General features: G+C 71.3%; 23 protein-coding genes. 12 read left to right on the top strand and 11 right to left on the bottom strand.

Annotation, left to right across the window (positions count from 1 at the left end):
* Window positions 1–95: 95 nt before the first annotated feature.
* Together KLK06_RS23895 and KLK06_RS23890 are read right to left on the bottom strand one after the other, a co-directional pair.
* A complete protein-coding gene (locus KLK06_RS23895) occupies window positions 96–2,495 on the bottom strand; it encodes a VIT domain-containing protein (RefSeq protein WP_214637787.1) in 2,400 nt (799 codons plus the stop codon).
* A complete protein-coding gene (locus KLK06_RS23890; RefSeq protein ID WP_214637786.1) occupies window positions 2,492–3,565 on the bottom strand; it encodes a helix-turn-helix domain-containing protein in 1,074 nt (357 codons plus the stop codon). The genes KLK06_RS23895 and KLK06_RS23890 overlap by 4 nt, the downstream gene beginning before the upstream one ends.
* 98 nt (window positions 3,566–3,663) lie before the next feature.
* On the opposite strand from KLK06_RS23890, the gene KLK06_RS23885 reads away from it, so the two are divergent.
* Complete coding sequence (locus KLK06_RS23885) at window positions 3,664–4,131, top strand: Dps family protein (RefSeq protein ID WP_214637785.1); 468 nt, start codon at window positions 3,664–3,666, stop codon at window positions 4,129–4,131.
* Window positions 4,132–4,440: 309 nt separating this feature from the next.
* Window positions 4,441–5,463 carry an alkaline phosphatase PhoX gene (locus tag KLK06_RS23880; protein ID WP_214637784.1) on the top strand — a complete coding sequence of 341 codons (1,023 nt, stop codon included), beginning with the start codon at window positions 4,441–4,443 and terminating at the stop codon, window positions 5,461–5,463.
* Window positions 5,464–5,676: 213 nt separating this feature from the next.
* On the opposite strand, the gene KLK06_RS23875 is transcribed toward KLK06_RS23880, so the two are convergent.
* On the bottom strand, window positions 5,677–6,630 hold the full coding sequence (locus KLK06_RS23875; protein WP_214637783.1) for an NADP-dependent oxidoreductase: 954 nt from the start codon (window positions 6,628–6,630) through the stop codon (window positions 5,677–5,679).
* Window positions 6,631–6,679: 49 nt separating this feature from the next.
* Between KLK06_RS23875 and KLK06_RS23870 the strand changes: the two genes are divergently transcribed.
* Entirely contained in the window at window positions 6,680–7,303 is a 624-nt protein-coding gene (locus tag KLK06_RS23870) for a helix-turn-helix domain-containing protein (RefSeq protein WP_308168414.1), read from the top strand.
* On the opposite strand, the gene KLK06_RS23865 is transcribed toward KLK06_RS23870, so the two are convergent.
* Window positions 7,300–8,211 (bottom strand): helix-turn-helix domain-containing GNAT family N-acetyltransferase, encoded by a 912-nt coding sequence (locus tag KLK06_RS23865; RefSeq protein WP_214637781.1) that lies wholly within the window; start codon window positions 8,209–8,211, stop codon window positions 7,300–7,302. The two genes, KLK06_RS23870 and KLK06_RS23865, sit on opposite strands and share 4 nt — an antisense overlap.
* A 22-nt stretch (window positions 8,212–8,233) precedes the next feature.
* Here KLK06_RS23865 and KLK06_RS23860 point away from each other — a divergent pair, with 22 nt between their 5' ends.
* Together KLK06_RS23860 and KLK06_RS23855 are read left to right on the top strand one after the other, a co-directional pair.
* Window positions 8,234–9,148 (top strand): lactonase family protein, encoded by a 915-nt coding sequence (locus KLK06_RS23860; protein ID WP_214637780.1) that lies wholly within the window; start codon window positions 8,234–8,236, stop codon window positions 9,146–9,148.
* A 54-nt stretch (window positions 9,149–9,202) separates the two neighbouring features.
* Window positions 9,203–10,549 (top strand): N,N-dimethylformamidase beta subunit family domain-containing protein, encoded by a 1,347-nt coding sequence (locus KLK06_RS23855; RefSeq protein ID WP_214637779.1) that lies wholly within the window; start codon window positions 9,203–9,205, stop codon window positions 10,547–10,549.
* Here KLK06_RS23855 and KLK06_RS23850 read toward each other — a convergent pair.
* The 3 genes from KLK06_RS23850 to KLK06_RS23840 all read right to left on the bottom strand — a co-directional run bounded on the left by KLK06_RS23850 (window position 10,546) and on the right by KLK06_RS23840 (window position 13,587).
* On the bottom strand, window positions 10,546–11,280 hold the full coding sequence (locus KLK06_RS23850) for a Clp protease N-terminal domain-containing protein (protein ID WP_214637778.1): 735 nt from the start codon (window positions 11,278–11,280) through the stop codon (window positions 10,546–10,548). The two genes, KLK06_RS23855 and KLK06_RS23850, sit on opposite strands and share 4 nt — an antisense overlap.
* Before the next feature lie 31 nt (window positions 11,281–11,311).
* Entirely contained in the window at window positions 11,312–12,814 is a 1,503-nt protein-coding gene (glpK, locus tag KLK06_RS23845) for a glycerol kinase GlpK (protein WP_214637777.1), read from the bottom strand.
* Between the two features lie 173 nt (window positions 12,815–12,987).
* Window positions 12,988–13,587 (bottom strand): IS607 family transposase, encoded by a 600-nt coding sequence (locus KLK06_RS23840; RefSeq protein ID WP_214637776.1) that lies wholly within the window; start codon window positions 13,585–13,587, stop codon window positions 12,988–12,990.
* 77 nt (window positions 13,588–13,664) lie between these two features.
* Here KLK06_RS23840 and KLK06_RS23835 point away from each other — a divergent pair, with 77 nt between their 5' ends.
* Entirely contained in the window at window positions 13,665–14,690 is a 1,026-nt protein-coding gene (locus tag KLK06_RS23835) for a 6-phosphofructokinase (RefSeq protein ID WP_214637775.1), read from the top strand.
* Window positions 14,691–14,826: 136 nt separating this feature from the next.
* Here KLK06_RS23835 and KLK06_RS23830 read toward each other — a convergent pair whose 3' ends face one another.
* Window positions 14,827–15,696: an MHYT domain-containing protein gene (locus KLK06_RS23830; RefSeq protein ID WP_214637774.1), complete on the bottom strand. Its 870-nt coding sequence runs from the start codon at window positions 15,694–15,696 to the stop codon at window positions 14,827–14,829.
* A 62-nt stretch (window positions 15,697–15,758) separates the two neighbouring features.
* Entirely contained in the window at window positions 15,759–16,724 is a 966-nt protein-coding gene (locus tag KLK06_RS23825; protein WP_214637773.1) for an MHYT domain-containing protein, read from the bottom strand.
* Between the two features lie 113 nt (window positions 16,725–16,837).
* On the opposite strand from KLK06_RS23825, the gene macS reads away from it, so the two are divergent.
* The 3 genes from macS to thiI are packed head-to-tail and all read left to right on the top strand — an operon-like array spanning window position 16,838 to window position 19,874.
* Window positions 16,838–17,938: a MacS family sensor histidine kinase gene (gene macS / locus KLK06_RS23820; protein ID WP_214637772.1), complete on the top strand. Its 1,101-nt coding sequence runs from the start codon at window positions 16,838–16,840 to the stop codon at window positions 17,936–17,938.
* Between the two features lie 39 nt (window positions 17,939–17,977).
* Complete coding sequence (locus tag KLK06_RS23815; protein ID WP_250905887.1) at window positions 17,978–18,619, top strand: response regulator transcription factor; 642 nt, start codon at window positions 17,978–17,980, stop codon at window positions 18,617–18,619.
* 58 nt (window positions 18,620–18,677) lie between these two features.
* Window positions 18,678–19,874 (top strand): tRNA uracil 4-sulfurtransferase ThiI, encoded by a 1,197-nt coding sequence (thiI, locus tag KLK06_RS23810; RefSeq protein WP_214637771.1) that lies wholly within the window; start codon window positions 18,678–18,680, stop codon window positions 19,872–19,874.
* A gap of 56 nt (window positions 19,875–19,930) precedes the next feature.
* Here the strand turns inward: thiI and KLK06_RS23805 are convergent, their stop codons facing one another.
* Both KLK06_RS23805 and aroF read right to left on the bottom strand, forming a co-directional pair.
* Complete coding sequence (locus tag KLK06_RS23805; protein ID WP_214637770.1) at window positions 19,931–20,221, bottom strand: YiaA/YiaB family inner membrane protein; 291 nt, start codon at window positions 20,219–20,221, stop codon at window positions 19,931–19,933.
* 110 nt (window positions 20,222–20,331) lie between these two features.
* Window positions 20,332–21,363 (bottom strand): 3-deoxy-7-phosphoheptulonate synthase, encoded by a 1,032-nt coding sequence (gene aroF / locus KLK06_RS23800; RefSeq protein WP_214637769.1) that lies wholly within the window; start codon window positions 21,361–21,363, stop codon window positions 20,332–20,334.
* A gap of 263 nt (window positions 21,364–21,626) precedes the next feature.
* Between aroF and KLK06_RS23795 the strand changes: the two genes are divergently transcribed.
* From KLK06_RS23795 to KLK06_RS23785, 3 genes are all read left to right on the top strand, one after another.
* The gene (locus KLK06_RS23795) at window positions 21,627–22,223 is read left to right on the top strand and encodes a molybdopterin-dependent oxidoreductase (RefSeq protein ID WP_308168413.1); all 597 of its coding nucleotides are present in this window, start codon (window positions 21,627–21,629) and stop codon (window positions 22,221–22,223) included.
* A gap of 44 nt (window positions 22,224–22,267) precedes the next feature.
* On the top strand, window positions 22,268–23,431 hold the full coding sequence (locus KLK06_RS23790; protein ID WP_214637767.1) for a sensor histidine kinase: 1,164 nt from the start codon (window positions 22,268–22,270) through the stop codon (window positions 23,429–23,431).
* Window positions 23,432–23,497: 66 nt separating this feature from the next.
* Window positions 23,498–24,238: a LytTR family DNA-binding domain-containing protein gene (locus KLK06_RS23785; protein WP_214637766.1), complete on the top strand. Its 741-nt coding sequence runs from the start codon at window positions 23,498–23,500 to the stop codon at window positions 24,236–24,238.
* Window positions 24,239–24,263 lie beyond the last annotated feature (25 nt).

Genomic DNA, 24,263 nt, shown 5'->3' with positions numbered 1-24,263 from the left:
TGATGCCGCCCGTCGGGGGGGGGGGGGGGGGGGGGGGGGGGGGGGGGGGGCCCCCCATCTCCCCGCCCCCCGCCACGGGTTCCTCGCCGGTCCTGTCAGGTGCGCTTCCAGAACGGGCGGCGGGGCGTGCTCGGTGAGGACGATCCCGGTGCGGGCGATCCGCTGGTGAGTGCGGTGAGTACCTCGATGGCGTGCGTCTTCAGCGCTTCGGCGTCGGTGCCCGGCCGCTCCGCCGCCTGCAGCTCCTGGGCCAGGGCGGCCAGCTCCGGGTGCCCGCCCAGGAAGGCGGCCAGCGCCGAGAGCCGGGAGCCCAGGTCCGCCAGGTAGAGCGGGTCGGGGCCGCCGAGCAGCGCCTTGAGCCGGTCGAGCTCGACGACCAGTTGCGTCCTGACCGACTCCAGCCCGGATGCGCCCGGACGCGGAGCCGGGGGCGGGGCGAACCGCGGCGACGGGCTCATCCGCCCACCGGCCGAGCCGCCACCAAAGCCGCGGCCCGCGCCACCGCCCGGAGCACCACCCGGAGCGCCTGGAGCACCACCCGGAGCGGCTATGTCTGAAGCGCTCGTCTCCTGGGCGCCGCCCGCGAAGCCGTGGCCCGGGCCGGGGGCGAAGCCCGGGTCGGGCACCGACCTGGGGCGGAACGACGGCGCGGCCATCACCGCGGCCTGGGCCATGAACGGCATCATCGGCGGGTTCTGTGGCAGCTCCCAGCCGCTCGGCGGCTCCACGGGCTGGATGACACGGTGCTCCGGCTCGCCTTCCGCCACCTTCCTGGTGTCGACCGCCACGTAGGCGGTGAAGCGGCACAGGACGCCGTTCTCCAGCGAGACCTGGACGATCTGCGCCTCCAGCTCGTGCTCGCCCATGGCGTAGCGGTCCTCCAGCTCGCGCAGGTGCGCGCGGGCCCAGACGGCGCGGATCGCCGGGTTGTCGACCACGGTGCCCGTCACCTGCTGCTCCCACGGGGTGCCCGAGGCCAGCCCGCGTACGGTCACCGACGAGCCGTTCCGGTAGCGGCCGTGTACCCGCAGCGGGACGCCGGGGAAGATGGAGCCCAGGTGGGTGACCGTGCCGGGCTCCACGTCGAGGTCCTTGAGCGACAGGTCGGTCACCAGGGGCGCGCCGATGCGCCGGTGGATCTGTTCCATGGCGGCGTCCAGGCGGTCCTCCGACTCGACCAGCTCGCAGCGGCCCGCGCCCAGGCCGGCCAGCCGGCCGAGGAACCCGGCGTTCACCGCCCGGTCGATGCCGACGGTGTGTACCCGCATCGACGACAGCGCGCCGCCGGTCTGCTCCAGTATCTGGTCCTCGTGGCCCACCTGCCCGTCGGTGACCAGCACGAGGACGCGTTCCCGCCCGGCCCGGTCATGGAGGAGGGAGATGGCCTGGCGGAGCGGCTCCAGCAGTTCGGTGCCGCCGCGGGCGTCCACCCGCGAGAGGTGTTCGACGGCGCGGTAGCGGTTGCGGTCCGAGGCCGCCACGAGCCCCTCGAACGCCTGCTCCACCACCGAGTCGAACGTCAGCACCGCGAACCGGTCCTGCTCGGTCAGCGTGTCGACGATCCGCGCCGCGGCCCGGCGCGCGGCGACCATCTTCCAGCCGCCCATGCTGCCCGAGCGGTCCAGCAGGAGTACGAGGTCACGCGGCGCGCGCGGCGACTCCAGCGCCGGGGGCAGCACGGTCAGCGAGAACGCGCCCTGACCGTCCAATTGCAGCGCGGTCGAGGCGTCGAACGACAGCCGCAGGATGAAGTCGCGGTCCAGCCGCTCGCCGGGCCGCAGCCGTACCGTATGGCCCTCTTCCTCGACCACGTGCAGGCTGGAGGCCATTTCGCGCAGGTCCAGCCCGGCGGCGTCGATCGTCGCGGTCAGCGACAGGCGTACCGGGTCGGGGAAGCCGGGCAGCAGCACCGGCGGCGTGATGCGCGACGCGTCGGGCACCGCGTCGGTGTCGGGCGCGGTGCCGTCTCCGGAGCCGGGGCCGTCGAGCGGGGTGCCCGGAATGTAGCGAGGCGCGACGACCAGCGGGAAGCGGAACGTGGCCGCGCCGTCCTCGTACGGCAGCGGCTGGCTCAGCGTGAGCCGGACCGTCACCCGCTCGCCGGGCAGCAGGTTGCCCACCCTGATCGTGAACACGTCGGGCCGGTCCTCCTCGGCGATCGCGGCCCGCTTCCCTTCGCGCAGTGCCTGGTCGTAGTCGGCCCTGGCCTGGCCGCGCTCCTTGAGCACGCCCTCGATCACCCGGTCGTCGGCCTCCATCCTGAACCCCGTCACCGCCGCCCGGTCGGGCAGCGGGAAGACGTACGTGGCCTCCAGCGTGACGTCGTACGGATTGCGGAAGCCCTGCGTCACCTCGACCCCGGCGACCAATCCGGAAATGTCGGCGGACACGGCCACGCTCTCCAGAGGCAGGTTCCCGCGCACGGTCCGCAGCGCGCCGAACCCGGCGTCCGGCACCGGCAGGCACCGGGTGGGCTCCAGCGAAGTGATCTTCATATCAGCTTCCTCTCTTCGAGCAGCGCCAGCAGCGGCGCCGCCGCGGCGAGTACCGCCTGGATGTCGTCTTCAGCCGGGGCACGGCCGGCGCCGTCGAGCACGAGCATGACCCCGTCAGCGAGCCTGACCCCGCACACCAGCGCCCCACGGGGCCGGGCGACACGCGCGGGTCGGCCGGTATCGCCGGGCGGGGGAGGACTAGCGGGCCGGAGAGCGCCGCCAGGCGTGGAGGCGCCGGGCGTGGAGGCGCCGGGCGTGGCGGCGCCAGGGGGTGGGGCCGCGCTGAGGGGCGGGAGAACGTCAGCGGGCATGGCGGCGCCAGAGGGTAGGGCCGCGCTGGAGGGCGGGAGAGCGTCGGCGGGTTGGGGAGTGCCAGCGGGCAAGGGACCGTTGGCGGGCAGGGGAGTGCCAGGGGGCAAGGGGGTGTCGACAGGCGGGGGAGCGTTGACGGGTTGGGGAGCGCCAGCAGGCATCGGACCGTCAGTGGGCAAGGGACCGTCGGCGGGCAAGGGACCGCCGGTGGGACGCGGATGCGGTAGAGCGGGACCAGTGCCGTCGGCGGGACGTTCGGCCCAGAACCGGCCACGTGGGCTCCCGGACCCGGCCGCCGAGTCGTCGTGGGGGGTCGTCGCCTTGGGTGTCTCGCCGTTCGGGAGCCCCGCCTCATCGGGAAATCCCGCACTCTGGGGCGCTGTGGCCTCGGTTGCCGCCTCGCCCGCAACGGTCCTCAACGCTGCGGCGTCCTCGTCCCAAGGCGACCGTCCGGGACGGGCCGTCTGTTCCAGGGTGGTGTCCGTGGCGCCGGTCAGGGCGATCTGGATCTCCGCGATCGACCGCCCGGCGGCCTGGAGCCGCTTGATGGCCACGAGCTGCAGCAGGTGCCGCCTGCCGTACTGGGCGATCCTGCCACGCCTGGTCAGCGGCGGGTCGACGAGGCCGATCGTGGTGTACCACCTGATCAAGCGTTCACCGGGCACGTCGCGGACCCGGCCGTTGAGCGGCTGCGCGTGGGCGCGCAACGCGTCGGCGGCGCGCTCCGCCAGCTCGCGGATGGTCCAGGTGTCGCTCATACCTTCACAATTACACTGTCACTATTGCAGTGTCAATCGGAAGACAACGGGCAGGAGAGGGGTTCTTTGTAGAAGACCCTTACGGGGAGGAGCACATCATGGCTACGATCACCGGTCCGCTCTCGGGCGACGCGAAGAACACGGTCGCGAAGGCCCTCCAGGGAGCACTGGTCGATCTCATCGATCTCTCGCTGCTCGCCAAGCAGATGCACTGGAACCTGACCGGCCCGCACTTCCGGCAGATCCACCTGCAGCTCGACGAGCTCACCGCCTTGGCCCGCGAGCACGCCGACACCATCGCCGAACGCGCCGTCGCCCTGGGAATCAGCCCGGACGGCCGCGCGGCCACCGTCGCCAAGTCCACCAAGCTCTCGCAGCCGGAGAACGGCGGGATCGAGGACGGCAAGGTCGTGGCGACGATGACGGACATCCTGGAGAGCATCGGCAACCGGATGCGCGAGCGCATCACCGCGACCGACGAGCCGGACCCCGTCTCCCAGGACCGGCTCATCGCCGTGGCTCAGGACATCGACAAGCAGCACTGGATGTTCCAGGCCCAGCGCTGACCCCGGCGCCACGCACACGAGGCCGGCGCGCACGGCCCGGGAGCCCGCCCGCCCGCTTCCGGGCCGTGTTCGCGTCCGATCTCCCCGCGCTGGCGGCCCGCACGATGTTCACGGTCACCGGCCGCCACGTGGAGGTCGGCGGCTGGTTCGCTGTGCTTAAGTGAGCTGCGCTGATGTGAGCTGCGCCGATGTGAGCCGTGCTGGTGTCACCGGATCACGCCTGAGGTTCGCGCAGAGTTTGATCTCGCACATCCCTGTCATTCATGTCGGTGAGGTCGACTAGCGTGGCACCAAGAGGGAGGCTCCACGATGTCCAGCAAGACGCTCCTCCGCACCGGTCCGCTCCGGCAGGGCGGGATGAGCCCATATGGCCCCCTGGAGCCGCCCGGCGGCGACGATCTGGCCTTGCCCGGGGGGTTCAGCGGCCGGATCGTGGCCCGCTCGGGTCAGAAGGTGGCCGGGCTGACCTGGCACGCGGCGCCCGACGGTGGCGCCTGCTTCCCCGACGGCACCGGCTGGATCTACGTGTCCAACTCCGAGCTGCCGCTGCTCGGCGGCGCGTCCGCGCTCCGCTTCCGTGCCGACGGTTCGATCGCGGACGCGTACCGCATCCTGTCCGGCACCGACCTCAACCGCGCGGGCGGCGCGTCGCCGTGGGACAGCTGGCTCTCGTGCGAGCTCGGCCACCGCGGCCGGGTCTTCGAATGCGACCCCTACGGCGCCCGCGCCGGGCGCCCCCGGCTGGCCATGGGCCGCTTCAAGCACGAGGCCGCCGCCTGCGACCCCGACCGGCAGGTCGTCTACCTGACGGAGGGGGAGCCCGACGGGTGCTTCTACCGGTTCAGGCCGGGCGATTGGGGCGATCTCACCGAGGGCACTCTGGAGGTGCTCTGCGACGGCGGCGACTGGAAGCCGGTGCCGTCGCCCGCCGCCCTGCTCAAGGCCGCGCGCCACCAGATAGAGGACGCCCGCCACTTCGACGGCGGCGAGGGCTGCCACTACGCGGGCGGCGTCTGCTACTTCACCACCGAGGGCGACAGCGGCCTGTGGGCCTACGACGCCGAGACCTCCACGCTCGACCGGATCTGCGACGGCGTACGCGCCATCACCGCGGCACCGTCGGGTGACCTGTACGTCGCCAGGCAGTCGACGGAGATCGACCTCATCACGCCGGACCGGGAGGTCACGCCGTTCCTCAAGCTCGGCGGCCCGAGCGGGGCCGAGCTCACGGGGCTGGCGTTCGCGCCCGGCGGCGGGCGACTCTACTTCTCAGCCAGACGCGGCCGCGACGACGGCCGCACCTTCGAGGTGGCCGGCCCCTTCCGCGCCTGAGCGGGAGCCATGCGTCCGGCCTCTTCTGCGCCTGGGCGGGGACCCGCGCCTCCGGTTCCTTCTGCGCCTGGGCGGGGACCTACGCCTCCGGGCCCCTTCTACGCCTGAGTGGGAGCCGCGTCCGTCATGTCGTCGCCGATCACCCACGTCTGGACGAGGCGGGCCGAGCGCAGGGCCGGTGACCGGTTGTCGTGACCGGCCACGGGCGTCCGATCAGCTCACCAGCACGATCTTTCCGCGGGCGTGGCGGCTTTCGCTCAGTTCGTGGGCGGACGCGGCCTCGGCGAGCGGGAACGCCGCCGCGACCGGCACCCGCAGCCGGCCCTCGCCGGCGAGCGTGACTGCGATCGCGAGGCCATGCAGCGCCAGCGGGTCGGCGGGGGCTCCCACGGCCGCGCCCGTGTCGTCGGCCGGCGCTCCGTGCGACAGGTGTACGCCGTGGGCCGCCGCGGTGAAGTCGGGGGCGATCGTCACCACGCGCGCTGTGTCGCCGGCGATGGCGATGAGGTCCGGCAGCGCCCCTCCGGCGCAGTCGAACACCGCGTCCACTCCGGCCGGTGCCAGCGCGCGGATCCGTTCGACGAGCCCCGTCCCGTACGTCGTCGGTTCCGCGCCGAGGGAACGCAGGAAGTCGTGGTTGTGCTCGCTCGCCGTACCGATGACGGTGGCGCCGCGGGCGACCGCGAGCTGGACGGCGATGGTGCCCACCCCACCGGCCGCGCCCTGCACGAGCACGGTGTGCCCGGCGCCGACCGCGAGCCGGTCCAGGACCCGGGTGGCCGTCTCGACGCTGCCCGCGGCGCCGCCCGCCTCCGCCCAGCTCCACGCGGCCGGTTTGGGCGCCCAGGCGGCCAGCACCGCGAAGTCGGCATTGGCGCCGCGCGCGGCCGAATCGGTCATGCCGAACACCTCGTCGCCGATGCCCACGCCCGTGACGCCGTCGCCGACCTCGTCCACCACGCCCGCCGCGTCGAACCCGGTCCGATACGGGAACGTCGTGGGCACCACGTCACGCAGCGTCCCGGAGCGGATGTACGTCTCCCCGGGCGAGACTCCCGAGGCCCGTACGGCGACGCGGATCTCCCCCGGTCCGGCGTGCGGCGCATCGACCTCGGCCACCCGCACAACGCTGGGCGGGCCGTACTCGGAAAACTGAACAGCTCTCATGCGCCGAACCGTAACGGAGCACCCCGTCCGTTTAACTAAAGTGAGAGCGGTGACGGCACAAGTGATAACGAAGCTCCGCTCGGACGCCCGCGACAACCGCGGGCGCATCCTCGCGGTCGCTCGCCTGGCTTTCGCCGCCGAGGGCCTCGACGTGCCGATCCGGGAGATCGCCCGGCGCGCCGAGGTCGGTGTCGCGACCGTCTACCGGCACTTCCAGACCAAGGAAGCGCTGCTGGCCGAGGCCTTCGCCGAGCAGCTGGCCTCGTGCTCGGCGATCGTGGAGGAGGGCCTGGCGGCGGGCGACCCGTGGGGCGGGTTCTGCCTGGTGATCGAGAAGCTCATGGAGGTGCATGCCCTCGACCGAGGCTTCGCCCGTGCGTTCACCTCGCAGCTTCCCCAGGCGGCCGGGTTCGCCGCGGACCGCGATCGCACGCTGCGTCTGCTGCTCGAGCTGGTGCGGCGGGCGAAGGAAGCGGGCCTCTTGCGGGGGGATTTCGTGCTGGAGGACATCAGCCTGGCGCTGATGGCGAACGAAGGCATCCGCGCCGAGTCACCCGAGATGAGGGTGGCGGCGTCGCGCCGCTTCGCGGCCCTGATGATCCAGTCGTTCCAGGCGAACCCTGTCCTGACGCCGCTTCCGCCGGCCGTCCGGCTGCCCCTCTCCAGAGGCTAGAGGTCGCGGCTCCACTCCTGCTCGTTGATCTCGATCCCGTTCTCCATGCCCTTGTGCTCCGACTCCCGCTCGAACCCGGCGGCCTGGTAGATGCGCAGCGCGCTCACCAGGCAGTCGCGGGTCCACAGCGTGATCCGCTTGTAGCCCTCGGCCTTGGCGTGGCGCAGGCACTCGTCGACGAGCCGTCCGCCCAGGCCCAGCCCGCGGGCCGACGGCTCGACCAGCAGCAGCCGGAGCCGTGCGGTGGTGTTGTCCTCGCGCACGCAGAACACGCACCCGGCGGGCTCCCCGCCCACCTCGGCGATCCAGCCCATGTCGCGCGCCGGGTCGTACCCGCCGATGATCCTGGCGACCAGCCGCTCGAAGTCCATGCCCCAGCCGTACTCCTGGCTGTAGAGGACGCCGTGCCGGTAGACGACCCAGCTCAGGTCGCCGGTGCGCAGGGGTCTGATCACGTACGGCTCGCGTTCGCCGGTGCCCTCCAGCAGCGCCCTGATCGTGGCCATGCCGGCGATCAGGCGCTGCTGTCCCTGCTCCGGCAGTGAGGTCAGCAGCCGCTCGGCCTCCTCGTCCGACCGTACGTCCAGCCGGCCGTACGACTCGGCGCCCGCCGCGCTGAGCCGGACGAGCTGCTTGCGGGCGTCGGTGGCCGAGCGCTCCCTGGAGATCAGCCCGTCGCCCTCGAGACGGGTCAGGATCCTGCTCAGGTAGCCCGCGTCGAGGCCGAGCAGGGCGCGCAGCTCGCCCGTCTCCAGCCGGCCCGCGCGCCCGAGCTCGAACAGCACCCGGCACTCGGCCAGCGAGTACGGCGAGTCGAGCATTCCGGCCTGGAGGACGCCGATGACCTTCGTATAGAAGCGATTGAAGGCCCTGACCTCAGCAACCCTTGCCTTTGTCAACGAACTCATTGCCGCAGTCAACCATGAGAAGATGCCTCCTGTGAAGCACCTGTATATAGGCGGATATGGGCCCGGCATCATCAGCCCCGGCGGAGAGCTGACCCGCCTCACCTCGTCCTCGTTCCTGGCGGCGCACCCGAAGCTGCCGGTGCTGTACGCGGTGGGCGAGCTGGCCCAGGGCTGGCTGAGCGCGTTCGGCATCGAGGCGGGCGCGCTCGTCCCGCTGGACGAGCGGCCCAGCATGGGCGACAGCCCCTGCCACGTGGCGGTCGATCCGGAGGGCGCGCTGCTCGCCGTCGCCAACTACGGCGACGGCGTGGTGAGCCTGCACCACCTCGACTCCCGCGGCGCGTTCGAGGGACGCCCGATCGTACTGAGCCACGAGGGCTCCGGGCCGCACCCCGAGCGCCAGCAGGGCCCGCACGCTCACCAGACGGTCTTCCACGACGGCCTGCTGTACGTCTCCGACCTGGGCACCGACCAGATCCGCCGCTACACGCCCGACGGCGAGGCGCTGGAGCCGATACGCCTGTCCCCGGGCACCGGGCCGCGCCACATCGTCCTCTCCGGCTCGCGCCTGTACGTCGTGGGCGAGCTCGACGGCATCGTCACCCTCATCGACGGCGAGAAGTCGGCGGGCACCCTCGCCTCACGGGCCGAGGGCGTCAACCAGCCCTCCCACCTCCATCTCGAGGGGGAGTTCCTGTACGTGGCCAACCGCGGCCCCAACACGATCACCGTGCTGCGGGCCGACGACCTGTCGCTGGTGGCCGAGGTGCCGTCGGGCGGCGAGTGGCCCCGGCACTTCGCCATCGACGGCGACCGCCTGTACGTGGCCAACCAGCACTCGGGAGTGGTCACCGAGTTCGCGCTGAAGGACGGGGTGCCCGAGCCGACGGGGCAGGTGCTGGAGGTCGAAAGCCCTTCTTGCGTGCTGCCGGCGTAAGGACTTCGCCAAGTCGCGGGCCCGGTGAGCGGCCGGTCGTGACCATGGTGCGCTGTGCGAAAGTCCCTCATCGTCCTGCTCCTGCTGGTGACCGCGTGCGGCGGAGTCCCCACCGCACCGGCTCACCCGTCACCTCCGGTCACGGCTCCGCCGGCCACCCCGCCCGCTGACGCGCCCGCCGCCCGGCCGGCGCGCTGGCACATCACCGAGCGCGGCGCGGAGCACGAGATCGAGGGGTACGCCGACCGCGTCAGCGTGCTGCCCGGCGAGCGGTTCCGGATGCGCGTCTCCACGACCGCGCCGCACTTCACCGCGTACGCCTTCCGCATGGGCGCCCGCCCGGCCGAGGTGTGGCGCTCCGGCCGTCTCCCAGGGGTACGCCAGGCGCCGCCCCAGACGGTGGAGGGCATGGTCACGGCCGCCCACTGGAAGCCCTCGCTCACCGTCGACACGACCGGCTGGCGGGAGGGCGCCTACCTGGTGCGCCTCGACGCCTCCACCGGCGGCCAGCGCTACGTCCCGATCACCGTGCGCTCGGCCTCGACGCGGGGGCGGGTGGTGCTGGTCAACGCGGTGACCACCTGGCAGGCGTACAACGTGTGGGGCGGCCGCAGCCTCTACCAGGGCCCGGGCGGGTTCGACGGACGCTCGCGCAAGGTGACCTTCGACCGGCCCTACGACACCTCCGGCGCGCGGCTCTTCCTCGACTTCGAGCGCTCCGCGATCGCGGTGGCCGAGCGGAGCGGGGTGCCGCTGGCCTACCTGACCAGCCTGGACCTGCGGCCCGGCGTGCTCGACGGGGCCAGGGCCGTGGTGTCCCTGGGGCATGACGAGTACTGGTCGCCCGGCATGCGCGCCGCCGTCACCCGCGCCCGCGACGCCGGCACGAACCTGGCCTTCCTCGGCGCCAACGCCGTCTACTGGCGGATCGGGCTGTACGGCCGGATGATCATGTGTGACAAGGAGACCCAGTGCCCGCTCTGGCGGGCGTCCGCGCCGGAGAGCAAGCTGGTGGGGCAGCAGTACGACTGCTTCCCCGCCGAGGCGACCTACGTGGTGCGCAGACCCGGACACTGGATCTTCGAGGGAACCCGGGGCAGGCGCTTCCCCGGCCTGGCGGGCGTCGAGACGGACAAGGTGTCCACCGATTCGCCGCGGAACATCAAGGTGCTGGCCCATTCGCCGGTCAACTGCGGCGGCCGGGCGACCACCTCCGACAGCACCTACTACACGGCCCCGGGAGGGGCCGGGGTGTTCGCCTCGGGCACGATGCGCTGGGTGTGCGGGATGCGGGGAAGGCGGTGCGGCCACGGGGTGACCAAGGCCGCCGCCCCCTTCACCCGGCACGCGACGCGCAACATCCTGACCAGGTTCGCCCAGGGCCCGGCGGGGGCGCCCTAGGACTTCTTGTCGCGCCTGAGGAGGAGCTCGGCGAGCAGTCGCTTGATCTCGGGCTCGGCGGCCTCCTTGGTCACGCCGAGCCCGTCGAGCGCGATCGCGGCCGTCCCCTCGCCGAGCGACAGCACGCCGAGCAACATGTGCTCGGTGCCGATGAAGTTGTGGCCGAGCCGCAGGGCCTCGCGCAGCGTCAGCTCCAGGGCCTTCTTGGTCTGCGGGGCGAAGGGCGGCTTCTCAGGCGCGCTCTCGCTCGCCGGGGGGAGCATGGCCTTCATGACCTCCTCGACCCGCTCCAGCGGCGCGCCGAGCGTCACCATGGTCTTGGCCGCCAGCGCTTCCGGCTCGCGCAGCAGCCCGAGGACGAGGTGCTCGGGCTCGATGTACTTGCTGCCCGAGCTCACGGCCTCCTTCTCGGACTCCACGATGACGTGGCGGGCTCGCTCGGTGTAGCGGTCATGGGCGCGGGCGATGACGTCTTCGGCCAGGCCTCCCTCCTTGGCCACGAACCGCTTCTGGGCGGCCTGCTTGGTCACACCCATGCTGCGGCCGATCTCGGTCCAGGAGGCGCCGGAATGCCGGGCCCGGTCGACGAAGTGGCCGATGAGGTGGTCGGCCACCTCGCCGAGGTGCTCGCCCAGCGTCACGGCGTCGGAGAGCTGGCCCAGGGGGTCATCGTCGGCGTGACGGCTCTTGATCGCGTTGATGAGGTCGTCGAGACGTACGGTCTGATCCATGGGTCAACCATAGGTTGACGATTCGAAAGCGTCAACCTTGGGTTGACGCTAGTGCGACGGCCGCCCGCCATCGTTCGTACGCGGCGTCGTCGCGGGTTCCCGGCTCGAAACGGCGGTCCAGCCGCCACGTCTCGCGCAGTTCGTCCGCCGACCCCCAGACGCCCGAGCCGAGACCCGCCAGGAACGCTGCTCCCAGCCCGGTCGTCTCCTGGACCACCGGCCGCTCCACGACCGTGCCGAGCTGGTCCGCCTGCATCTGCATGAGCAGGTCGTTGCCACTGGCCCCGCCGTCGGCCTTGAGCATCGGCGCGGACCCGGCGCCATTGGACCCGGCGCGGTTGGACGCGGGCGTGGATACGCCCGTCATCACCTCGACCACGTCGCGCACCTCGAAGGCGATCGCCTCCAGCGTCGCCCTGACCAGGTGGGCCCTGGTGGTGCCGCGCGTGATTCCGGTGATCAGGCCGCGCGCCTCCGGGTCCCAGTACGGCGCGCCGAGCCCGGTCAGAGCGGGCACGAACACCACGCCGCCGCTGTCGGGCACCGTGCGGGCCACCGCCTCCGACTCCGGCGCGGTGCCGATCAGCCCCAGCCCGTCGCGCAGCCACTGCACGGCCGCGCCGGTCACGAAGACCGAGCCCTCCAGCGCGTACGTGATGTCGCCCGACGGCGTCTGCCAGGCGACGGTGGTGAGCAGGCCCGCGTCGGAGCGGACGATCTCCTGGCCGGTGTTGGTCAGGATGAACGAGCCGGTGCCATAGGTGCACTTCACCTCGCCCACCCGGAAGCACGTCTGCCCGAACAGCGCCGCCTGCTGGTCGCCCGCCACGCCGCTGATCGGCAGGTCGAGCCCGAGGAACACGCCGGGGTCGGTACGGCCGATCGGGCCGTAACTGGGCACGATCTCCGGCAGGGCGGACTCGGGCACCCCGAACAGCTCGCACAGCTCGGGCTCCCACGATCCGGACGCCAGGCCGTACAGCAGGGTGCGCGAGGCGTTGGAGGAGTCGGTCACGTGGCGCGCGCCCGCGGTGAGCCGGGCGATCAGGTAGGAGTCGACGGTGCCCACCGCCACCTCGCCCGACAGCACGCCCTCCCACGAGCCCCGGTCGTGCTCGGCCAGCCAGGACAGCTTCGAGGCGGTGAAGTAGGGGTCGAGCCGCAGGCCGGTCAGCTCCGAGACGCGCGGCTCGTGGCCGGCCGAGCGCAGCCGCTCGCAGATGCCCGCGGTGCGCCGGTCCTGCCAGACGATCGCGCGGCGCGGCGCGGCCAGCGTGCGCCGGTCCCACAGGACCGCGGTCTCCCGCTGGTTGGTGATGCCGAGGCAGGCCGGTCTGGACGTGGCCGCGCGCAGAGCCGCCGCGCAGGCGCTCAGCGTGGCCTGCCAGATGTCCTCGGGGTTGTGCTCGACCCAGCCGGGTTCGGGGAAGTGCTGGGCGAACTCCTCGTAGCCCTTGGACTCGATCCGGCCGTCCTCGGTCACGACGAGCGCCGTCACCCCGGTCGTCCCGGCATCGATGGCCAACACACTCACGAAATCGCCTCCCGGAAGGGGTTCCGCTCGCTACGCTCGCGATTTGGTCTAGACCACTGCCCGCGCGGGCGGGCAGAATGCGATGCTGGTTGTGAAAGCGTTCGGAGAATCTTATTGATCCTCGTGCCGGCTCCATCGGCATGCACCCCGGTCGTCCGGGGCCATGCGCCGCCTCACGCTGCCTCGAAGGCGGCCCGGAGCGCGGCTCTGGCCCTGCGGGCGGCCGAGCGCCGGCCGTACAAACGGGCGCAGAGCGAGGTGAGGACCTCGGCCATGTCCCGCAACAGCTCGTCGTCGACCCGGGCGCCGGGGACGGCGCCCTCGCCGCCTTCCGTGTCGTCGATGACCACGATCCGGCGGCCGGTGGCCTCCAGCGCGGCCGACAACTGCTCCAGCCCGAACCGGGCGAGCCTGTCGCGGCGCTCGACCACGATCACGCCCACCGACGCGTCGCGCAGCAGCCGGGCGAGCTTCGGCCGATCGCCGTCCATGCCCGAGCCGACCTCACCGACGACCTCGGTGACCGTCAGGCCCATCCCGGTCGTCGCGGCGACCACCCGTGCCGCCTGCCGGTCGAGTTCGGCCAGTTGGTCGGTGCCGGAGACGCGGCAGTACGCCACTGTCCGGCCCGTGACCTCCGCCGTCTGGTCGAGGACCATGTACCTACCGGTCGCGGTCTTGACCACGGGGACCGGCATCTTCCCGTCCCGCGCCCACTGCCAGGCGGTCTGGTAATGCACCCCGTTCCGCCGCGCCCACTCCGAGAGCTTCACGTATCGACCATCTCAGACAAAGCTTAGAAGAACTGATGTTTTCACTAACGGCAAGAAACCCATAGGAGGAACCCGTCATGCGAATCGGAGTGCTCACCGGAGGCGGCGACTGTCCCGGTCTCAACGCGGTGATCAGGGCGGTCGTGCGCAAGGGGGTGAGCGTCTACGGCCACGAGTTCGTCGGGTTCCGTGACGGCTGGCGCGGCCCGCTCGAAGGCGACACGATGCCGCTGGACATCCAGGCCGTACGGGGCATCCTCCCGCGCGGCGGCACGATTCTCGGCTCTTCGCGGACCAACCCCATCAAGATCGAGGGGGGCGTCGACCGCATCAAGGAGAACCTGGCGGCCACCGGCGTCGACGCGCTGATCGCCATCGGCGGCGAGGACACCCTTGGCGTCGCCAAGCAGCTCTACGACCGTGACGTCAAGGTCGTGGGCGTGCCCAAGACGATCGACAACGACCTGTCGGGCACCGACTACACCTTCGGCTTCGACACCGCGGTCAACATCGCGATGGAGGCCATCGACCGCCTGCACACCACCGCCGAGTCCCACCACCGGGCGCTCATCTGCGAGGTCATGGGCCGGCACGCGGGCTGGATCGCGCTGCACGCGGGCATGGCGGGTGGCGCCAACGTCATCCTCATCCCCGAGCGGCCCTTCGACATCGACCGCGTCTGCGAATACGTCGAGTCGCGCTTCCGCACCCGCTACTCGCCGATCCTCGTGGTCGCCGAGGGCGCGCACCCGGTCGAGGGCCAGATCGCGCTGCAGGCCGGCGAGCTCGACGCGTTCGGGCACGTACGGCTCGGCGGCATCGGCGAGGTGCTGGCCAAGGAGATCGAGAAGCGCACCGGCAAGGAGGCCCGCACCACCGTGCTCGGCCACATCCAACGCGGCGGCACTCCGACCGCGTACGACCGGGTCCTGGCCACCAGGTTCGGGCTGCAGGCGATCGACGCGGTGCACGAGGGCGACTACGGCACCATGGTGGCGCTGCGCGGCACCGACATGGTCCGCGTCGGGCTCGACGTGGCGACGGCCGAGCTCAAGACGGTGCCGGTGTCCCGCTACGCGGAGGCCGAGGTGTTCTTCGGCTGATTGAAAGCGGCCTGCAAGCGGGCGGCCGTACCTTCTGGATCAGCGGGGTTACCGCTACAACCCCCTCGAGGTACGGCTTGCGCCGCGACGAGTCGGCGGCCCACTAACGCGCCGCAGGCCGTACCTAGGACATAGATCAAGAGCGGGGCGTGCCGAAGAGATCCACATCCGGCGCGCCCCCGCCGCGTTCCTCCGGCCTGCCGCGCCCGTTCGGCCTACCGGCTTCCTCCGTTCCGCCGCGGCCCTCCATCCGGGCGAGGAACTCCGCCTCCCCGCGCATCTCCTTCTCCGAGGGCGAGAGCATGACGGCGAGCAGCAGCCCCATGGTGATCACGCTGATCCCGACGATCAGCGGCAGCAGGAAGTCGATGGCCGCCGCGCCGGGGATCGGCGCCGACGGGCTGTGCGCGTGCACCGACATCGCGTACATCCCCGTGTAGTGCATGCCCGTCACCGCGACGCCCATGACCAGGGCCGCGCCACCGATCTTGACCGCGCCGCGGACCCGCAGGGTGAACCAGAGCGCGATGGTGGCCGCGGCGATCGCGATGAGCACCGACAGCGCGACGATCAACGGGTCGTAGCTCACGTCCCCCGCCATGTTCATCGCGTACATGCCCAAGTAGTGCATGCCGGCCACGCCGACGCCGGCCAGGACGCCGCCGCCGAGCAGGTACGGGGCCCGCTCGCCGCCCCGCGACACCATGAACAGCCCGGCGCCCACGACCACGACCGCGAGCAGCGCGGAGGCCGCGGTGAGCGGCATGTCGTAGCGGATCATCGTGCCCTGCACCGCGAAGCCCATCATGGCGATGAAGTGCATGGTCCAGATGCCGGTGCCACCGATGGCGACCGCCGCGCCCGCCAGCCAGAACTTGGCCTCCCTGCCCCCGACCAGCCGGGCCCGCGAGGTCAGCAGCAGGCCCAGCATGGAGCCCACGCTGGACATGGCGTAGGCGAGGAGGAGGGTTAACGGCCCATGCGAGAAGTGGTCAATCGGTGACATACGCACACACGTCCCTTAAAAGTGAATAAGGGAGTATGAGCAGGGCTCAAGTGGATTTGCAACTACCTCCGGCGTGTTTGCGGTCGAGTCGGTTGTTGCGGGAACCCCTGCTGCTGCGGGGATCCAGGCGTTCCGAAGATCGGTTGCGGCTCGGGAACGGGTGCGCCGAAGATCGGCTGCGGCCGAACGGGCCGCTGCTGCGGGGGAACGGGGGCCGTCGGGGGTGCGGGCAGGGTCTGCTGCTGGTGAGTGGCGCGCCTGCGCAGCTCCAGCCGGGCCACGAGCTCGGCGTCCTCGTGTAGTTCCTCCTCCGACGGCGACAGGATGACCATGAGCAGCATGGTCAGCGTGATCAGGCTGATCACGGTCATGAGCGGCACGAGGAAGTCGAGGGCGTCGGCGCCCGCCACGGCGGAGGGTTCGGCGTCGACCGTGACCAGCATCGCGTACATGCCGGTGTAGTGCATGCCCGAGACGGCCACGCCCATGACCAGCGCCGCGCCGGTGATCCAGACGGCGCGCTTGACCCGCAGGGTGAACCAGAGGGCCACGGTGGCGGCGACCACGGCGATGAGGACGGAGGCGGCCACGATCCTGCGGTCATAGGAGACGTGCGCGGACATGTTCATCGCGTACATGCCGAGATAGTGCATGCTGGCCACGCCCAGGCCGGTCAGCAGGCCGCCGCCGAGCAGGGCGAGGACCCGCCCGCCGCCGTACGAGACCAGGAAGAGGCCGGTGCCGACGACCACGATGGCCACCACGGCGGAGGCGACGGTGAGCGGCACGTCGTACTTGATCTGCGTGCCCTCGACCTCGAAGCCCATCATGGCGACGAAGTGCATGACCCAGATGCCGGTCCCGCCGATGGAGATGGCCGCCCCGAGCAGCCATCGCATCCGGGAGGCGCCTCGAGAGGCGTGCGCCTGGGCGGTCAGCCGCAGTCCGAGCATCGACCCCATGCACGACATCACGTAGGCGAGGACTGGCGTGAGCGGGCCGTGGACGAAATGGTTAACAGCGGACATTAAGTCAGTTTCCTTGCAATAGGGTGCACCGGATTCTGCCAGTTGACCTGTCCTATTCACATGGATATCTCGACTATCTGTCAACTTGTCATGTCGGAACGTGAGAAGGGCTCATGGGCATCGAGAGGCCGTTCTGGCGGGCGATAGCGGTGTTCCGCGTCGCCTCGCTGCTGTACGCCGCCGTGTTGCTGGCGCAGCACCGGGGGTACGCCGAGCCGCTCACCGGGTGGCTGGTGATCGGCGTCATGGGGCTGTGGACCGGCGCGGCGATCTTCGCCTACTCCGTCGAGGCGCTGCGCCGGTGGCCGCTGCTCGTGCTCGACCTCCTGATGGCCGTGGCCTGCCTGCTCGCCTCGCCGTACGTGGAGGGCGCCCGGCCGCCGGGGGAGGGCACCATGCCGGTCCCGGCCACCTGGATCGCGGGCCCGGTGCTGGCCTGGGCGGTGCACGGCGGGCGGCGGCTCGGCACGGTGGCCGCGGCCGTCGTGGCGGCGGCTGACCTGTGGCTGCGGGTCCGCGGGACCGATGCGCCCGTCCTGATCAACGGCGCGGTGCTGCTGTTCATGACGGGCGTGGTGGTGGGCCACGTGGCGCGGCTGGCCAAGCAGGCGGAGGAACGCATGCAGCGGGCCGTCGAGATGGAGGCGGCGCAGCGCGAACGCGATCGGCTGGCGCGGGACGTCCACGACTCGGTCCTTCAGGTCCTGGCGCTGGTCCAGCGCCGCGGCCAGGAACTGGGCGGCGAGGCCGCGGAGCTGGGCCGGCTCGCCGGTCAGCAGGAAGCGGCCCTGCGCGCGCTCTTCATCCGGCCCGCGCCCCCACCCGCGGGGGTGATGGATCTGCGGCCGCTGCTCATGCGGTACGGCTCCGAGCAGGTGACGATCTCGACCCCGGCCACGCCCCTGGTGCTGCCGGGGCCGGTGGCGAAGGAGATGGCGGCGGCCGTCGGGGCGGCGCTCGACAACGTCCGCGCGCACTGCGGGCCCGCGGCGCGGGCGTGGGTGTTCGCCGAGTCGGGGGAGGGCACGGTGACGGTCAGCGTCCGCGACGAAGGTCCGGGGATTCCGGCCGGCCGTCTGGAGGAGGCCGCCGCGGCCGGCCGCTTAGGCGTCGCGCAGTCCATCCGTGGCCGCATCGAGGGTCTCGGCGGCCACGTCCTGATCACCGGCGTCCCGGGAGAGGGCACCGAGATCGAGCTCACGGTCCCCGCCTAGCGTTGGGCTGTCGTGCCTGGCGACCCTAGAGTGGCGGCCATGGTGCGGGTGATGGTGGTGGACGACCATCCGATGTGGCGCGACGGGGTCGCCAGGGATCTGGCCGAGGCGGGCTACGAGGTGGTCGCCGCCGTGGGCGAGGGACGGCAGGCGCTCCGCGTGGCCGGGGCCGTCCTGCCCGAGGTGGTCGTGCTCGACCTGCGGTTGCCCGACATGTCGGGCGCGGAGGTGGCCAAGGGGCTGGCCGGGATGTCGCCGTCGCCGAGGGTGCTGGTGCTGTCGGCGAGCGCCGAGCAGGACGACGTGCTCGAGGCGGTCAAGGCAGGAGCTTCCGGATATCTGGTGAAGTCGGCGAGCCGGGAGGAGTTCCTCGACGCCGTCCGGCGCACCGCGGACGGCGACGCGGTGTTCACGCCCGGCCTGGCCGGGCTGGTGCTGGGGGAGTACCGGCGGCTCGCCGCCCAGCCCGCGCCGGCCGAGGGGCCGCGGCTGACCGACCGGGAGACCGAGGTGCTGCGGCTGGTCGCCAAGGGGCTGTCCTACCGGCAGATCGCCGGCCGTCTCGTGCTCTCGCACCGGACCGTGCAGAACCACGTCCAGAACACCCTTCAGAAGCTCCAGCTCCACAACCGGGTGGAACTGGTGCGATATGCGATCGAGCAGGGGCTCGACGCGGACTAAAATCGGTGGGTCGAGGCGTTGGCCTCAGCGCGTCCCCATCACTCCCGGAGGTTCTGCCATGTCGATGTCCGCCCTGGGCGAGCCCTGCGTTCTGCTCAAGCTGGGCGAGATCGTCCTCAAGGGTAAGAACCGTGATCTCTTCGAACGCCGTCTGGTCGACAACATCCGCGAAGCCGTCAAAGAGCTCGGCCTCAAGCTCGACGTACGCAAGCGGCACGGCGTCATCGCGATCTTCCTGCCCGAGGGCGCCACGGCCGAGCAGTCGGAGACCGTCGCCAGGCGGGTCGCCGACGTGCCCGGGCTGGTCTGGATCCACCCGGCCTGGCGGGTCGCCAAGGACCCCGACGCCGTGCTCAAGGCGAGCGTGGAGCTCGTGTCCGAGCGCGAGGAGGTCAAGCGCGGGGCGACGTTCGCGGTGCGCTCCCGCCGCCGTGACAAGCGCTTCCCGCTGCGCTCCAACGAGCTCGACCGGCTCGTCGGCGGCGCCATCAACGACGCCTACGGCCTGCCGGTCAGGCTGAAGAACCCCGAGCTGACCGTGTTCATCGAGGTCGACAGGGACGAGGTGTTCGTCTTCACCGACGGCATCCCCGGCCAGGGCGGCCTGCCGGTCGGCAGCAGCGGCCGGGCGCTGGTGCTCATGTCGGGCGGCATCGACTCGCCGGTGGCGGCCTACCGGATGATGCGCCGCGGGCTGCACGTCGACTTCCTGCACTTCTCGGGCATCCCGTTCACCACGTCCGAGTCGATCTACAAGGCGTACGCGCTGGTCAGGAAGCTCGACCGGTTCCAGAGCCGATCGCGGTTGTGGGTGGTGCCGTTCGGCAAGGCTCAGCAGTCGATCCGCACCTCCGGGCAGGACCGGCTCGCGGTGATCGCCCAGCGGCGGCTCATGCTCAAGACGGCCGAGGAGGTCGCGCACCGCATCCACGCCGCCGCGCTGATCACCGGTGACGCCCTCGGCCAGGTGTCCTCCCAGACGCTGACCAACATCACGGCCCAGGACCACGCGGTCGAACTGCCGATCCTGCGCCCGCTGGTGGGCTGGGACAAGACGGAGATCATGGCCGAGGCCCGGCGCATCGGCACGCTGGAGATCTCCGAGCTGCCCGACGAGGACTGCTGCTCGCTGCTGGCGCCCAAGCGGGCCGAGACGCGCGCGAAGATCGAGGACCTCAAGCAGATCGAGAAGCGGATGGACGCCGAGGAGCTCGTCGTCCAGCTCGCCGACTCGATCCAGGAGTACAAACTCTGAGGCCGGGCCGCCCGTAGGGGGCCATCCAGCCGGGCGGGCCCGGCCTCAGGCTCCTATCAGGCCGAGTCCACCCTGAACGGGTCGTGCTCGGCCAGCAGCTTGTCCAGGCGGGCCTGGTCGACGCGGGTGCTGACCTCTGACAGCTCCTGGCGGTCGCGGACGACCTTGCTGAGCGTGATGGTCGAGGTGATGACGTACAGGACGCCCAGTGCGAGGAAGGCCCTGATCCACCCGGAGGCCGGGAGATAGACCAGGGCGATCACCACTGACGACACGGAGACGGCGAACGACAGGATCGCCTGGACGTAGTAGGCGGTGGTCTGGGTGGGTTGGATGGGCTTCGTCATGCCGACCATCGTCACTCCGGGAGACATGTCAGCGCATGGGGTCACATACTCAAGTTACTGATGAGTACGGCCGGCAAGGCGCGGCGCCGGCCGTACTCGTCAGGGGCGGGTCAGACCGCCAGCGCGGCGGCGGCGGTCTTGCCGAGCAGCGGCGGGAAGTCCCGCATGACCTGGGCCAGCTCGCCCAGATCGGTGTTGACCAGCGCCTGAGGCCCGTCGACGAGCGCCTGCTCGGGATGCGGGTGCACGTCGATGATGACGCCGTCGGCGCCCACGGCGATCGCCGCGCGCGTCAGCGGCAGCACCAGATCGCGCCGCCCGCCCGAGTGCGACGGGTCGACGATCACCGGCAGGTGCGACAGCCGCTGCGCCACCGGCACGGCCGAGATGTCGAGCGTGTTGCGCGTGGCGCTCTCGAACGTCCGGACGCCGCGCTCGCACAGCACGATGTCGAGGTTGCCGCGCTGCGCGACGTACTCGGCGGCCATCAGCCACTCCTCGATCGTCGCGCTCATGCCGCGCTTGAGCATGACCGGCCTGCCCGCCGCGCCGACCGCCTGCAGCAGCGCGAAGTTCTGCGCGTTGCGGGTGCCGACCTGCAGCATGTCCGCGTACGAGGCGACCAGTTCGACGTCCTGCGCGTCGACCACCTCCGTGACGATCGGCAGTCCCGTCTCCTCACGCACGTCGGCGAGGATGCGCAGGCCCTGCTCGCCCAGCCCCTGGAAGGCGTACGGCGAGGTGCGAGGCTTGAAGGCGCCGCCGCGCAGCAGCGTCGCGCCGGCCGCCATGGCCATCCTGGCCGCCTCCAGCGTCTGCTGGGGTGTCTCCACCGCGCACGGCCCCGCGATCAGTGTCACGGTGCCGGGGCCGATCGGCACGCCGCCCACGTGGACCGTGGACCGTTCGGGGTGGTTCTCCCTGCTCACCAGCTTGTACGGGGTGCTCACCCGCATCACGTCGCGCACCCCCGGCATGCCGCGCAGGCTCGCCTCGTCGAGTTGCGCCACATCGCCCACCAACCCGACGATCGTGCGCCGTACACCCCTGCTCACGAACGCCTCGACCCCGGCCGCCTGGACGACCGCGACGATCGACGCGAGATCATCCCCGGTGGCCTCCTGGCCCATCACGATCACCATCTGCTGCTCCTTTGATCAAGCGTGGAAACGGAAAAAGCCCTGGAAACGCCGAAAGGCCCCGGGTCCATGTGGACCCGGGGCCTTTCGTTCGCCTGTCTGCTAACGCAGCGTCAGGTGGCGAACGGACTCGGGTCCGTCGCCATACCAAAACAGGAACGCGTTACGCATAGGTCCGATCCTAGCGCACCGCACCCGCGCGCGAGGCACGCATGGGCCGGTGGCAGGATGGCCCAAGACCACGGAAACCGGCGAGGGGAGTGTACGTGGAGGAATCGCGCCTGCCTCCGGGCCAGTACGTCCCGCGCGGCCGGCCGGTGATCCACTACGGCAGGGTGCCTCAGTTCAAACCCGAGAGCTGGGACTTCCGCGTCTTCGGAGCCACCGCCTCGGGCGAGGAGCACTGCTTCACCTGGCCGGAGTTCGAGAGCCTGCCCCGCACCGGCGTCATCGCGGATTTCCACTGCGTCACCAAGTTCTCGATCATGGGCAACGAGTGGCGGGGCGTCAGCCCGGCGACCATCGTCGCGGCGGCCCCGCCCGACCCGGGTGTGCGGCATGTGATGATCTGGGCCGAGTACGGCTACGGCGCCAACATCCGGATGTCCGACTTCACCGCCCCGGGCACGCTGTTCGCCATGGAACTGGACGACAAGCCGATCAGCGCCGAGCGCGGCTTCCCCGTACGGGCCGTCGTACCCCATCTGTACGCGTGGAAGAGCGTCAAATGGGTGCGGGCCGTCGAGTATCTCCTCGAAGATCGCCGGGGCTTCTGGGAGGAACGCGGCTACCACAACGTGGCCGATCCCTGGCGCGAGCAACGCTACTCCTACCAGGAAGAACCCGGTGAAGGCCCTCCGTAGGGTTTTCCCCCGAACACGGTCTGTTGTTGGCTACGGTTGCCCGCATGTCGACCACCGTGTGCGTGGTGCTCTCCTCTCTGACCTTCGTTCTCGGCTATGCGGTCGCCCGGCTGTCGCGCAGACGTCCGGAGCCGCCCGAGCCGTCTGAGCCTCCCGCGGGCGACTGGAAGGACGAGGCGACGTTCACCGCGCTGCACATCGCCGCGCTGGCGGCCCCCTCGCTGCGCGCCGGACTGAACCGCGACTCGGCCCGCAAGGCCGTACGCCATCTGCACGCCCTGCTCGGCACGTACGCCGTCGCGATCACCTCGACCGAGGCGGCGCTGGCCTGGGACGGGCCGTGCACCGACGAGGTGCTCACCTACGCCCGGACCGTGCTGGCATCGGGGCGGGCACAGGTGTTCGCCGGCGAGCCGTACGGCGCGGTCGTCGTGCCGCTGCTCGTCGAGGGCAAGCTCGCCGGCACGCTGGCGGCCTTCGACCAGGAGGTGAGCGCCGCGCTGGTGCGGACCGTCACCGAGGTCGGCCGGTGGGTGTCGGGCCAACTGGAGCTGGCCGAGCTCGACACCTCGCGGCGGCGCGCGCTGGAGGCGGAGATGCGGGCCCTGCGCGCGCAGATCTCGCCGCACTTCATCTACAACGCGCTGACCACGATCGCCTCCTTCGTCCGCACCGATCCGGCGCGGGCCCGGGAACTGCTGCTGGACTTCGCGGACTTCGCCCGATACGCGCTGTGCCGGGCGCACGACTTCACCACCCTGGCCGACGAGCTGACCTGCGTCGACCGCTACCTGCTGCTGGAGCGGGCGCGCTTCGGCGACCGGCTGCGCTTCAGCGTGCAGGTGGCGCCCGAGGTGCTGCCGGTGCCCGTGCCGTTCCTGTGCCTGCAACCGCTGGTGGAGAACGCGATCAAGCACGGCATGGGCAGCCGCGGCGGCATCGGCGAGGTACGGGTCGTGGCCCGCGACGCCGGGCCGGAGGCGCACATCACGGTCGAGGACGACGGCACCGGCATGGATCCCGAGCACGCCAGGAGGGTGCTCGACGACGACCCGAAGCGCGAGGGCAACGGCATCGGCCTGGCCAACGTGGACGTGCGGATGCGCCAGATCTACGGCGACGGCTACGGGCTGGTGGTGGAGACGGCGCTGGGCTCGGGCACCACGGTGCGGCTCCGGGTGCCCAAGACACGCCTTAGCCCTCTGTAGTCAATTATTCGCGCTGCGTTCGCAAGTCGCTTGTGACCTCAGCGTTATTAAGGCAGCGTTGGGGTCATGCTGCGTGTGCTGGCCGTCGACGATGAGGTGCCCGCCCTGGAAGAGCTGGCGTACCTGCTCCGCAAGGACTCCAGGGTGGAGCGGGTCACGACCGCGAGCGACGGTGTCGCCGCCTTGCAGGGGATGGTGCAGATGATCGGGACCGGCGAGCGGCTCGACGGGGTGTTCCTCGACATCAGGATGCCGGGCATCGACGGGCTCGATCTGGCCAGGCTCGTCGGCGGCTTCCCCAGCCCGCCCAGGCTGGTGTTCGTCACGGCGCACGAGGAGTGCGCGGTGCGGGCGTTCGAGCTGGAAGCCGTCGACTATCTGCTGAAACCGGTCCGGGCCGAACGGCTGGCCGAGGCGGTGCGCCGGCTGGAGGTGGCCGTCTCGCCGCCCCCCGAGCCGGGCCTCGACGATGTGATCCCGGTTGAGCTGAGCGGGATCACCCGGTTCATACCGCAGCAGGCGGTCTGGTTCGCCGAGGCCAAGGGCGACTACGTGCGCCTCCATACGGTGGACGGCAGCTACCTCGTACGCATGTCCCTGGCGGCGCTGGAACGGCGCTGGGCGGACGCCGGGTTCATCAGGGTGCACAGGAGCACTCTCGTCTCTGCCAGGCACGTGAGCGAGCTCAGATTCGAGGGCGGCAGGGTGATGCTGACCGTCGGCACCGAGACGCTCCAGGTGAGCAGGCGGCACAGCCGCCAGGTGCGCGAGCAACTGGTCCGCCAGCACCGCGGCGCCATCTCCTGACCGTCCCGCCGTCCGTCTTCCCGCC

It is taken from the genome of Nonomuraea sp. NEAU-A123, assembly GCF_018603905.1.
Taxonomy (GTDB): domain Bacteria; phylum Actinomycetota; class Actinomycetes; order Streptosporangiales; family Streptosporangiaceae; genus Nonomuraea.
Note: the sequence above shows the minus strand (reverse complement) of the source record. Positions and strands in the feature narration are given on the sequence as shown.